A 12,798-nucleotide genomic window follows, 5' to 3' on the forward strand; every position below is an offset into this window, starting at 1 on the left:
ATGACCTCCGACGTACAGGACTTACTAGTCCGACGAAGACATTAGGTCGTGGCGTTCTTAGTCGGCGAGCCCCTAGGCACTGTAGCTAGATAATAAAACACTATCCAATCTACAAAATCACTTCGATAAAAAGACCTTTTTCCCTTTTAAAATTTTTCTTGTTTTTTTGACATAACCATATAAATCAGCCAACATATTTGAATATTTTTTCCGTTTTCTTTAAGATAAAACAATGGACAAACTTTATTGATGACAAAATTATGACGAAACAAAAAACAAACCGTGATATTCTCTTAATAGTAATTTACAACGAATGCTGAGAAGCACTATACTTTTTCTAAAGTTTGATCAATTAATGAGGAGTACACTATGAATAAAACGAAAGATAATCGTGAATCGTTACTGTTTATTTCCTGGGCAGCCTCCGTTATTGCGATGTTTGGAAGCCTATATTTTTCAGAGATTCGTCAATATGAGCCTTGTACATTGTGCTGGTACCAAAGAATAGTTATGTATCCATTTGTTATTATATTAGGAATGGCGGTTATTCGAAAGGATTATCGAATCAGCATTTATTCCATGGTCCTGTCTGGTGTTGGTGCTTGTATTTCACTATATCATTATTCCATACAAAAAGTGTCATTTCTTGCTGATCATGCCGCTTCATGCGGGAGAGTCCCTTGTACTGGCCAATATATTAATTGGCTTGGATTTATTACAATTCCATTTCTAGCTTTGACTGCTTTTATCATTATTTTTATTTGCAGTTATCTTTTATGGAAAAAAACGAAAGAGGTAAAATAAGATGAAAAAAATTGTTATATTTCTTGCAGTCATCATTGTTCTTTTTGTAGCTGTCGGTTTTTTAACAAAAATGCAAAATGAAGAGAAGGTTTCCGGTGATAATCCATATGAAAAGAATAAACTTCATCCTGAAACAATAGCTCAGCTTGATGACCCTAATTATCAAAATATAATCCTTCCTGAGGAATTAGAAAAGAAACTTGATAATAAAGAAGATGTGACTGTGTACTTTTTTAGCCCAACATGTTCCCATTGTCAAAGAACCACACCGGTTGTTGCTCCTTTAGCAAAGGATATGAAATTAGATCTTGTACAATATAATTTGCTCGAATTTGAAAATGGCTGGGATAAATATCTGATTACGCAGACACCTACCATCGTCCAATATAAAGATGGAAAAGAAGTTAATCGGATAACAGGATACCAAGACGAAGATGTGTTTAAACAATGGTTTAATGAAAATAGTTTGTAATTAACCTACGAAAAAAACGCCTGCAATTTTCACATTGCAGGCGTTTTCATGTTATATTAATATTTCATTTGCAGCTTTTGTATAAATACTAAGTACATCATCCTTTATCATTTTGCTGCTGCAAAATTGACTGAAGGAAAATGGGAAGGTTAAACCAAACTCCTGTAGGGTGTATACATTTTTTACAAATAAGCCCTCATATTTCTCATCTAATTGTGGAAGTTCTAGTATAGATATAATGGTTTGCAGACTCGCTATAACCTGATATGCTTCTTTTAATGTTCCAAAGTATTCGAAATGTCTTGTTGTTGTATGTAATACTTGCATGCGCTCGAATTCCTTTATTTCTTCATCAGGAAAGTAAAGAGGTAAAACTTTTGAATATAGAGTTTGTATAAGTTCCTTAATTTTCAGCTCTTGTTCATGAGTTGAAGCATATACAACTTTCACATAAATGACCACCTTTAAACATTGTAACCTGTTCGTAATATATATCATTAGAATAGCATATTCAATTCGTTTTTTAGGGTGGTAATTAAACCCAAAGCTCTTCCATTTTTGCATAAATAAAGGAGAGGTCTATGATTAAAGCCAAGAGATTTGGAGAATGGTATGAATTAACATTACCCCCTGATTGGGATGGATTTACTATAGATTATATTCTAAGAAATATTTGGAGAGCACCGAAAAAACAAATACATTTTATGCGTATGGAAAACCAGGTAAAGGTTAACGGTGAATGGATTAACTGGAATTCTCCATTAAAATATATGGATAAATTGCAATTACGAATTTTTGTTGATGAGGATTTTGGCGTGACTCCCTTTTATAAAGATGTGGAAATCCTTTATGAGGATGATCATATACTTGTTCTTAATAAGCCAGCCCATATGGATACTCACCCTAACGAGGATGGGCAGACAAATACACTTTCTAATGCAGTTGCCTATTATTTACAATCTCAAGGGGATTATCGGAAGGTAAAGCATGTTCACCGGCTGGACCGCGATACGACTGGAGCCGTGCTCTTTACCAAACATCCTCTTGCCGGAAGCATTCTGGATAGGATGCTGGAAGAAAGGATCATAAAACGCACGTATGTGGCCCTCGTTCATGGCTTGTTAAAGACTAAAAAAGGAATTATTAAGGAGCCCATTGGGCGTGATCGCCACCATGCAACAAGAAGGCGTGTATCCTCAAGCGGACAACAGGCAATTACACATTTTGAGTTAATTAAAACGTATCCGAAACAAAACCTGTCACTGATTAAATGTCAGCTGGAAACTGGGCGTACACATCAAATCCGTGTACATTTAAGCTATATCGGCCATCCTTTAGCTGGTGACGTTTTATACGGTGGGAAGCCCATCTTTGACCGACAAGCATTACATGCTGCTAAACTCGAATTTCCTCACCCCTTTACAATGGAAAAAATCAGCTGCAATGCTCCTTTACCTGAGGAAGAGGACAACAAATCAGTCATGCTGGCAGAGCTGCTGCAAGTTTTGCCCAGTGACCTTACCTAAATGAAAAGGGCCGCCTCTTATGCCAATTATTTGGCATTTGAGACGACCCTTCTACTTTTCTTTGTCTTGATTCAGCGCCTAATTACTTCCTCAATTTTATTAGTCAGTCGTTCTTCTAAAGGCTCGCATAATAAGGCTTAGAAGGAATACGAGCAGCACTGAACCGATTAAGGCTGGAATAATCGGGAAGCCAGCGATATCTGGACCCCAATCACCAAAGATTGCAGACCCTAGCCATGCTCCTACAAATCCTGCAATTATATTACCAAAAACACCGCCTGGAATATCTTTGCCGGCAATCATTCCAGCAACCCACCCAATAATTCCTCCTATAATTAATGCCCATAAAAAGCTAAACATAATATCACTCCTTGCTGTTTTGATTGTAGTTTTTCTCAGTTTTTTTTCTTTCATTCAAAAAACTAATTTCCACTTTTTATAAGTGAACGAAAAAATTGGTACAAGCTTGAAAAGCTTATATGTAAGTTACCCAGAAATCATCACAATTACACTTTTTTTTACTAAAAAACCAAAAGCGATTGCTCTAAGGCAATCGCTCAACCTATATAAACGGCATATGCCGGGATATTAATAACAAATTACCCGCTCAGCATTTGTCCAAAACTTTTGCTTTTTGTAAAATGATGATAATGTAATCGAAATTTCACATACTAAGGAACCTATAAGAAATATTGAATTTTTTTTCTATCAAAAGAATTTATCAACTTTTTTCGACTTAAAACTATCTAATTCACTCATTTTCGTATAAAATTGTTTTCGTTTGGATGAAATTTTTTCTATGGGGGTTATAAACATGGTTTTCAAAAAGAAGGACAAATTCAATACGTTGTTAAGCAATATTGCATTGAACGTAAAAGAGGGTGCAATTTACTTCGCAGACTATAAACTGAACAATGTAAGTGATTTGAAAGTTTTTTCAGAAACGATGAAGGATTATGAGTCAAAAGGGGATACGTATGTTCATGAAGTGATCAGGGAATTAAATAATGCCTTTATTACGCCAATTGAGCGTGAAGATATCCTGCACCTTGCAATGAGTTTGGATGATGTAATCGATGGAATTGAACATTGTGCAGCACTATTCGAAATGTACTCCATCACACAGGCTGATGATTACATGCTTAAGTTCGTAGATGCAATTAAAAACTCTGCTTTTGAAATTGAAAAATCAATAGAACTTCTTTCAACGAAAAAATTACTGCAAATTAGAGAACATCTAATCATAATTAAAGATCATGAATCAAAATGTGATGGCGTTCTTCGCCAGTCGATCAAACATCTTTTCTCCGTAGAGAAGGATCCAATCAGAATCATTCAGTATAAAGAGATTTACGAAAATATGGAAGATATAGCCGATAGCTGCCAAGCGGTTGCTAACACACTTGAAACCATCATCATGAAAAATGCATAAGGAGCCGTAACAAATGGATGGATTATTTATTTTAACAATCTTAATTGTCATCGGAGCCTTAGCTTTTGACTTCATAAACGGTTTTCATGATACTGCTAATGCGATTGCTACATCTGTGTCAACGAAAGCTCTTAAACCGAGACATGCGATCATTTTAGCATCAGTAATGAATTTTGTTGGAGCGATGACATTTACAGGTGTTGCCAAAACGATTACAAAGGATATCGTTGACCCGTTTACATTGCAAAATGGATCATTAGTTATTCTGGCTGCACTGATCGCAGGAATTTTCTGGAATTTATTAACATGGTATTATGGCATTCCAAGCAGCTCCTCTCATGCGCTAATTGGCTCTATTGCCGGTGCGGCCATTGCTGCTTCAGGATTTGCTGCTTTAAATTACCAAGGTTTTCTAAAAATTTTACAGGCGCTTATTTTCTCGCCAATTATCGCTTTTGTAGTCGGATTTATTGTTTACAGCATTTTTAAAGTCGTATTTAGAAATAACAATTTAACAAAGACCAATCGGAATTTTCGCTTGTTTCAAATTTTTACTGCTGCATTGCAATCCTATACACACGGGACGAATGATGCACAGAAAGCGATGGGAATTATTACAATGGCACTTATCGCCAATAACTATGTCACGACTACAGACATTCCATTCTGGGTTCAGTTCTCCTGTGCCCTTGCAATGGGACTTGGGACATCTGTCGGCGGCTGGAAAATTATTAAAACAGTCGGCGGGAAAATCATGAAAATACGTCCTGTGAATGGCGTAGCAGCCGATATAACAGGTGCCATGATTATTTTCGGGGCTACATTTATTCATTTGCCAGTCAGTACAACACATGTTATCTCGTCTTCTATTTTAGGAGTCGGTTCTGCTCATCGCCTAAAAGGGGTTAAATGGGGAACAGCACAAAGAATGCTTATCACTTGGGTGATTACTTTACCTATTTCTGCAACGATCGCAGGTCTTGTTTACCTTCTTTTAAATGCTATTTTTTAATGGAATGTAAAAATGGGATTTCGATTTTTGCTGGTTTTAAGAGGATAGACTAACTTCCTATCTTCTTAAAACCATTCACTTTTCAAAAAATTAGCAGGCTATAATAGCCTGCCACATTTTAAAAGCTGCCGGGGATGGAATCGATTCTCCAGCCCTTATCGGTTTGGCGAAAAACGATATGAACAGTTTCAGTAACTAAACTATCACCGAGCGGAACTTTTAGATTGTATTCTTTTTCAGAGCCTGCATCCTTTGTGAGAAAAATGGTTGCTCTTTCGTAATCTGCACGTGATCCACCGTCTGCATTTGGCTGAGCAAGCTTTCCATTATGCAGGACTATGCCTGCTCTTTCCATATATTGATGAATAGCTTCCGCCGAGTATGTGCTTGATAAATATTCATTCATTTTCTCCTTTGTATCAAGGTCACTGCCCATGTAACGGTAATCCATCTCATTCAATAGAAAGCTTTCAATCAGACCCTCTTCCATTTTTCCTCCGCTTGTCACATACCAGTAATTCTTTACTGCCGTTTGAACCATTTCCAGCAACATTTGTTCTTCCTGACTTTTTAGTTTCTTGTAGTCCGCCCCCGGTCTAATACTGCTAATTATTTGACCTACCTCTGGATCATTAAAAAATTCTTTATTCTTACGAACTCCATAAGTAAGAGTTTTTGTTTCAAAGAGCGGAGATAGACCATAGTCCTCCAAGCTGCTAATCCAATCTTTTTGATGTGCTTCCACGGTAAATAATATTTCCGTTTGCCCATTGTCTAGGACTTTATTCACATTAATCATATATTCACTATTATTTCCTTCTTCACCTTTTATGAAAAGATTTGAAGCCAAAGCTTTCGGGATATTCATCGTGATATCTGCCTCCCGTAAATAAAAGGGAACCGTATCACTGTTTCGGTGTGCTTGCTTTTCTTCAATCTCCATTTTCAGATTTTCAAATTCATCTCTTGAAGGAAAAGTCATTTTCAAATTCATTCCCTTTTCAATTGCTTGAAACGCAAGCTCAGGGTGCCCTTCTTTTAACCTTGCGTCCGCAAGATAATACCAATAATAAGGAGCATTAGGGACATTCATAGCCCTTGCATCATAATAATCAGCTACCTTCGCGAAATAGGCAGGATAGTAGCTTAAATCTGATTGAAATGAAGTGTTATCCCATTTAACAATATCTGTTCTATATACATCTGCCATTTCTCTATTCCATATAGCTAATCTTGCCTGTGAGTCCTTTTTATCCTCTGGAATTAGAACTTCCAATTCGTGGTAGTTTAATTGTGCTAATTTTACTAATCTACCTTGTTGGCTTTGATCCCATGTGAAAATATCCAGTATATTCCCGGCCGATACACCTATTTTCCAGCCTAATAATAGTTCTGGTCTTCCGTCACCTGTAATGTCTGCACTGCTAGCCCAGCTGACTTCATATCCAGTCCCTTTAACCTCCGTTTCCTTTATCCATTCACCTTTTTCTTTCCGTAAAATTAATGCCCCTGATTGTTCTTGTTTTCCAATAGACTGGTAAAGAAAAACGACCTCATTATCTCCGTCTCCATCTAAATCCGCTTGTATAGTAGATTCATTGCCTACTGGCTGACCAGCCGTTGTAAACATCGTTCCGGCAGGTAAGAATTCTTTAGATTTTAATAACAGTGTTTTTTCTATTTCACTAGCCGCCTCCACATATTGAGGTGCTTGTATTAATGTCACTGGCTCTGGAAGGAAGTTGCATCCCCCAAGAAAAAATGTACTGGCTAAAAGCAAAGCACAAAACCGCAAGTAATATTTCCTCATAATTCCCCCCTATATTTCCTCCCTACAAAAAGAATACTACAATAAGTAATGGAATTCGTTTCAAATAGGTTAACTAATCATTGCATATACATTAAGAAGATTAGAATGCTAATCGACATTAGGGAAGGATATGATGGCGGTTGTTCCTTTGCCGACCTCACTATTAATCTCAAGACTTCCTCCATGGGCATGAATAATTTCGTGGCAAATAGCAAGTCCCAGTCCTGTACCAGACCCACGAAATTTGCCTTTATAAAATTTCTTCGTTATGGCAGGCAGGTCATCAGGTGGTATTCCTTTTCCTGTGTCAGCTATTTCAATGATTGTCATTCCTTCTTTCCGTTCAACATGAATGGTAATGCTGCCATTTTGGGGTGTAAATTTAAGCGCATTATCCAAGATGTTAATCAATACTTGCTTTATCCGGTTTCGATCAAGTTTAACCATTAAGCCTTCAGGCATTGTTAATACCTTTAAATTTACCATCTGCCTCTCTGCACGCGGATGCAGCTGTCCAGCCACTTCCCTTATTAATTTTGATAAATCGGCACTAGCAAAAAGATATTCTACTTTGCCAGTTGATAAACTCGATAAATCAAGCAAATCCCCTAGCATCAAATTTAACCGGTCACTTTCATTTGAAATTATTTCCAGACCTTCTTTAAACATCGGATCATCAGACAACGAATGTAAGGTAACTGCCCATCCTTTTACAGAGGTTAACGGCGTTCTTAATTCATGTGAAACAGATGCAATAAATTCATTCTTCAGCTTTTCATGCTTTTCAACCTCTCTAGCCATAAAGTTTAATGTGTCAGCCAGCTTGCCGATTTCATCATCTTTTTTCTTCGGTATTCTTGTCGCAAAAAAACCAGCAGCCATTTGCTCTGCCGCCAATGTAATGGTGCTAATTGGTTTTGTAATAGAGACTGCCAGGAAATAGCTAATACATGCTACAAGCAAAATAACAATGATTCCGATTACAGCTAACATTACTGAATTTTGAATAAAAACAGAATATAGGTTATCTATAGATGAAATAAACCTGACCGCTCCAATTGGCTCATTTTCCACTAAAATTGGCTGTGTTACTGCTAACAGCTTTTCATCACCGTTATCACCCATCCAATATCCTGTCGTACCATTTAAACCAGATTTAACATCCTCAAGAGCCGCAAGATTTAATTTCCCCTGGTCATGAGTATTGGCAAGCACAGTCCCATCAGAATCAATAATTTGCACCTGTGCACCGATGTTAAAATGATATTGACTAAGAAGCTGTTCCGCTTGATGGGATAATTTTCCCGACTCAATATATGGCTCATAAAAAGTTGAAAACATGGATCCCTGATCTCTAAGAGCCTGTTTGACTCCCCCCATGTAATAAGTGTAAAGGGCAGATAGAATAATAGTCTCATATAGAACTACTGTAAAGATGATTAATAAAAGATAACTCCATACTAGACGCTTCTTAATCCCTTTCTTCATCCCAGCTTTTCGCCTTCCTCAAAGCAATACCCAAATCCCCAGATCGTTTTTAAATATAATGGATTTGAAGGGTCATCTTCAATTTTTTCTCTTAATCTTCTAATATGCACATCAACTGTTTTGGGGTCTCCAAAATAATTTAATCCCCATATCTCATCAAGGAATTCATCTCTTGAAATAGTTTCATTCAACTTTTCAAAGAAATATTTCATTAGTTGAAATTCACGGGGAGTTAACTTTAAAAGCTGTCCTGATTTATAGACTCTTTGTGTTTTAATATCAATTACGTATGGTCCTGCCTCTAATTTTGAAGTTTTTGCCGGCTGTTGTATGATTTCTGTTCTTCTTAATACAGTCCTAATTCTAGCTACAAGCTCCAGCGGATTAAAAGGCTTCACAATATAATCATCTGCCCCAAGCTCAAGACCCATTATTTTATCCATATCCTGCCCACGTGCCGAGAGGATAATGATTGGGAGCTGAGGATTCTTTTCCCTTATCGTAGTGCAAATCTCAAAGCCATCCATGTCAGGAAGCATGAGATCAAGAATAACTAAAGATGGGTTATACTCTTCAACTAGCTTTAAGGCAAGCTTCCCTTCACCAGCTTCCATTACTTCAAAATTAGATCTTTGTAAATTAAAAGCGATTAATTTACGTATAGACTGCTCATCTTCAATAATTAATATTTTTCCATTTGTCGTCATCTTTTTTTCACCCTATATGAATAATTTTCATTTTCCCATCTAAATTAGACGTTAGAATTGGCGAACTGTCACATCTTACCATTATATTTTCCTTCTTATAAAAATTCCCTAAAAACCTTTCCATTTCCTCTTTTATTTGAAATTTCTTCCTGTAGAATAGAGATATAGTTCTTATATAGGGGGGACAGCTTTATGCCTGATTGGTCCTATCACCCTTTGTTTAAGCCATGGCTTTCCCGGCTATCCGGTTCGGCTGGAAGAGAATTCATTCACCGGGGAATGTGTATGATTGCGAGTGTACCAGGCGGAAAACAAGGAATTGAATTTCTAGGCCATATGAAACCTTCTCCCACAATAGGCAAAAGGTTATTTAATTGCACATTTTCAAGCCCACTCGGCTTAAGCGGGAAAATTGACCCGCTATTGTCCGGAACAAAGGCATTTTCTTATCTCGGCTTCGGTTTCATTGAAGTAGGTCCTGTCAGTTTGGATCCTAATGACTCCAAAGAGACAGCAAGATTTGATAATCAAACAGGGACCATCCTGTTTCCAAAGCCCCTCGAATCAGTAGGGATCGATCAAACCTTGCAAAGGTTAAAGAAACAGAAGGCTACTATCCCACTATTTATTCGATTAAATATATGCTCCAGTGAAAGTATGGATGAATTAATAAAGCTTTCAAAGCCGTTGACACCCTTTGCAGATGCATTTGTCATTGATTTTCTTTCATTAATCGATGCCAGTCAGCATATAAGGCTTCTTACAAAAGAAAGCAAGAAACCCATTATTCTGGCCATTGCTCATAATAAAATAGGAAAATTCCTACCTCACATTCAATCACTAATCAGCTCAAATTTCATAAATGGATTATTAATTGAGGAAGCGAATGAAGATCAGCCTCGGGGCAGTCAAACAATGGAGATAGCCAGTGCCTTAAAGCTTCTTCAAGATAAGCAAATGGCGGGGATTCCTATTATTATTTCAGGAGGAGTATATGAGCCTGAAGACGCCGTTCTGCTTCATGATTTAGGAGCAGACCTTATCATGCTGACAGAGGGCTATGTCTCTTCTGGCCCTGGTCTTCCAAAAAGAATTAATGAAGCTCTTGCTGATTCTAAAGGAATAGATGACGGAATGGATGTTATACAAGGCTGGAAATGGTATTGGCTGTTTGGGATGATTATTTTCTGCGGAGGACTTCTTGCACTTATTTTTAGTATGACACGAGTCATTCTTCCGTATGATGAAGCATTTATCCAAATGACAAGAGAGGAATTATTGGCCTTAAATCCGAACATCCTTAAATTTATGGCTCATGATAGGATGACCCTTGCTGGAACGATGATTTCTGGGTCGATTCTTTATATGCAGCTAGCAAAAAACGGAGTGCAATTTGGGTTGCATTGGGCAAGGAAAGCCATTAATATTGCTGCCATTTCAGGATTTTTAGGAATACTTCTATTTATCGGGTATGGATACTTTGATTGGCTGCATGGTTTATTTTGGCTTATCCTGCTTCCATTTTTCATATGGGGTGTTCGTCAAACAAAAGGAGCCATTCATTCTCCCGTTTCAAAAAACCGCAGAAATACCTCGAATTGGAAAAAATCACTATGGGGCCAGCTTTGCTTCGTCATTTTGGGATTTTCATTTGTCATTGGGGGAGTCGTCATCTCGACTATCGGGACTACAAGTATTTTTGTACCGACAGATACTGGGTTTATTTGTATCCCGCCTGAGATTCTTAATGAAATTAATAACCGGCTAATTCCAGTTATTGCCCATGATCGGGCCGGGTTTGGGAGTGCCTTATTTAGTGTCGGGCTGCTTGTACTCATGATGGCGCTTTGGGGCTTTCATGAAGGGGCTAAATGGGTATGGTACTCCTTTCTATTTGGGGGCCTGCCAGCCTTTTCAGCCGGTATCTTAACTCATTTTTTTATTGGTTATACGACCTTTATTCACCTTCTTCCAGCATACTTTGCCTTACTTCTTTATATTGCTGGGCTTATTTTATCAAAAGGGTTTTTATTTGATAGTGAAAATCTGCAAAATGAAAAAAATCGGCAAATGCCTTCGTAGGCACCTGCCGATTTTTTTTATGCTTCTGCTTCAATTTTCTCTTCCATATTATTATAAACAGTTGAATCGATTTCACCAGTCATTCGACTCGTTAGAATCCCTGATGTCATAGAACCACTAACATTAAGTGCAGTACGCCCCATGTCGATTAGCGGCTCGACTGAGATTAAGAGACCGGCTAAGGCAACTGGTAAATTCAAAGCGGATAAAACTAAGATAGCTGCAAAGGTTGCACCGCCGCCAACTCCAGCAACACCGAAAGAGCTAATCGCTACAACGGCAATAACCGTTGCAATGAATGATGGTGATAATGGATTAATTCCAACTGTTGGCGCAATCATAATTGCAAGCATAGCTGGATAAATTCCAGCACATCCATTTTGCCCAATCGAAAGACCAAACGATCCAGAGAAGTTGGCAATCCCATCAGGGACTCCAAGAGACTTCTGTGTTTGAATATTTAATGGCAGGGCGCCAGCACTTGAACGAGATGTAAAGGCAAAGGTTAGTACAGGGAATGCCTTTTTCACATACGTTACCGGATTAAGTCCAGCAAATGTCAGCAATAATAAATGAATTAGGAACATAACGAGCAATGCAACGTAGGACGCGAGCACAAACTTACCGAGCTTTAGTATGGCATCAAAATCACTCAATGCTACGGTCTTTGTCATAATAGCAAGGACACCATATGGAGTTAAGCGTAAAATAATCGTCACAACACGCATGATTATAGCGTAAAATGCATCTACAATTTTCGAGAATAATTCAGCTTGTTCAGATGCCTTTCTTCTAACCCCTAAATAGGCAAACCCAAGAAATGCTGCAAAGATAACAACAGAAATCGTTGAAGTTGGACGTGCACCAGTTAAATCCAAGAATGGGTTAGCTGGCAGTAATTCCAAAATTTGCTGTGGGAGATTTTTTCCTTCTAATTCAAGATTTCTTTGCTCCATCACTTCACCGCGGGCTATTTCAGCATCACCTTGAGTAATTTGAACAGACTCCAAATTAAAGCCTAAAGTTGTAGCAATACCTACAGCGGCTGCTACAGCTGTTGTTGCAACTAGCAAGCCAATAATAAGAGTACTAATCTTTCCTATATTATTGCTCAATTTCAGCTTCGTAAAAGCAGTTAATATCGAAATGAATACAAGTGGCATAACAATCATTTGCAGAAACTTTACATAGCCTCCGCCAACAATGTTGATCCACGATGATGATTCAGCAACAACCTCTGAAGTCGGTCCATAAATAAACTGTAAAGCAAATCCAAACACAATCCCTAATCCTAATGCGGTAAAGACACGTTTAGAAAATGATATATGTTTTTTCTGCATATAGAACAGGCCAATAATAATTAATAACATAATAGCAATATTTATGATAACAAGCCCTGTTGTCATTTTATTTCCTCCTAAAATAATAATCTTTAATAATGATAAAACTATATCTCATGTAATCC

The 12,798-nt window shown here is 37.6% G+C and carries 12 protein-coding genes; 6 read left to right on the forward strand and 6 right to left on the reverse strand.

Annotation, left to right across the window (positions count from 1 at the left end):
* Positions 1-369: 369 nt before the first annotated feature.
* Together V7149_RS10410 and V7149_RS10415 are read left to right on the forward strand one after the other, a co-directional pair.
* On the forward strand, positions 370-804 hold the full coding sequence (locus V7149_RS10410; protein WP_335345563.1) for a disulfide formation protein C: 435 nt from the start codon (positions 370-372) through the stop codon (positions 802-804).
* A gap of 1 nt (position 805) precedes the next feature.
* Entirely contained in the window at positions 806-1,276 is a 471-nt protein-coding gene (locus V7149_RS10415; protein ID WP_335345564.1) for a thioredoxin family protein, read from the forward strand.
* Positions 1,277-1,327: 51 nt separating this feature from the next.
* Here V7149_RS10415 and V7149_RS10420 read toward each other — a convergent pair whose 3' ends face one another.
* Complete coding sequence (locus V7149_RS10420; RefSeq protein WP_335345565.1) at positions 1,328-1,726, reverse strand: YhcU family protein; 399 nt, start codon at positions 1,724-1,726, stop codon at positions 1,328-1,330.
* Between the two features lie 131 nt (positions 1,727-1,857).
* On the opposite strand from V7149_RS10420, the gene V7149_RS10425 reads away from it, so the two are divergent.
* The gene (locus V7149_RS10425) at positions 1,858-2,802 is read left to right on the forward strand and encodes an RluA family pseudouridine synthase (RefSeq protein ID WP_335345566.1); all 945 of its coding nucleotides are present in this window, start codon (positions 1,858-1,860) and stop codon (positions 2,800-2,802) included.
* A gap of 99 nt (positions 2,803-2,901) precedes the next feature.
* Here the strand turns inward: V7149_RS10425 and V7149_RS10430 are convergent, their stop codons facing one another.
* Positions 2,902-3,162 (reverse strand): GlsB/YeaQ/YmgE family stress response membrane protein, encoded by a 261-nt coding sequence (locus V7149_RS10430; RefSeq protein ID WP_335345567.1) that lies wholly within the window; start codon positions 3,160-3,162, stop codon positions 2,902-2,904.
* Between the two features lie 454 nt (positions 3,163-3,616).
* Between V7149_RS10430 and V7149_RS10435 the strand changes: the two genes are divergently transcribed.
* Positions 3,617-4,234 carry a DUF47 domain-containing protein gene (locus tag V7149_RS10435; protein WP_315668054.1) on the forward strand — a complete coding sequence of 206 codons (618 nt, stop codon included), beginning with the start codon at positions 3,617-3,619 and terminating at the stop codon, positions 4,232-4,234.
* 13 nt (positions 4,235-4,247) lie between these two features.
* The gene (locus V7149_RS10440) at positions 4,248-5,246 is read left to right on the forward strand and encodes an inorganic phosphate transporter (RefSeq protein WP_335345568.1); all 999 of its coding nucleotides are present in this window, start codon (positions 4,248-4,250) and stop codon (positions 5,244-5,246) included.
* Positions 5,247-5,364: 118 nt separating this feature from the next.
* Here the strand turns inward: V7149_RS10440 and V7149_RS10445 are convergent, their stop codons facing one another.
* The 3 genes from V7149_RS10445 to V7149_RS10455 all read right to left on the reverse strand — a co-directional run bounded on the left by V7149_RS10445 (position 5,365) and on the right by V7149_RS10455 (position 9,251).
* The gene (locus V7149_RS10445) at positions 5,365-7,056 is read right to left on the reverse strand and encodes a DL-endopeptidase inhibitor IseA family protein (RefSeq protein ID WP_335345569.1); all 1,692 of its coding nucleotides are present in this window, start codon (positions 7,054-7,056) and stop codon (positions 5,365-5,367) included.
* 108 nt (positions 7,057-7,164) lie between these two features.
* On the reverse strand, positions 7,165-8,544 hold the full coding sequence (locus V7149_RS10450) for a sensor histidine kinase (protein WP_335345570.1): 1,380 nt from the start codon (positions 8,542-8,544) through the stop codon (positions 7,165-7,167).
* Positions 8,541-9,251, reverse strand: coding sequence for a response regulator transcription factor (locus V7149_RS10455; protein WP_335345571.1), 711 nt, complete (start codon positions 9,249-9,251; stop codon positions 8,541-8,543). The genes V7149_RS10450 and V7149_RS10455 overlap by 4 nt, the downstream gene beginning before the upstream one ends.
* A gap of 192 nt (positions 9,252-9,443) precedes the next feature.
* Here V7149_RS10455 and V7149_RS10460 point away from each other — a divergent pair, with 192 nt between their 5' ends.
* Positions 9,444-11,333, forward strand: coding sequence for a dihydroorotate dehydrogenase (locus V7149_RS10460; protein WP_335345572.1), 1,890 nt, complete (start codon positions 9,444-9,446; stop codon positions 11,331-11,333).
* Between the two features lie 17 nt (positions 11,334-11,350).
* Here the strand turns inward: V7149_RS10460 and V7149_RS10465 are convergent, their stop codons facing one another.
* Positions 11,351-12,739 (reverse strand): L-cystine transporter, encoded by a 1,389-nt coding sequence (locus V7149_RS10465; RefSeq protein WP_335345573.1) that lies wholly within the window; start codon positions 12,737-12,739, stop codon positions 11,351-11,353.
* Between the last annotated feature and the right edge of the window lie 59 nt (positions 12,740-12,798).

This window comes from Bacillus sp. JJ1503 (genome assembly GCF_036965125.1).
Taxonomy (GTDB): Bacteria; Bacillota; Bacilli; order Bacillales; family Cytobacillaceae; genus Cytobacillus.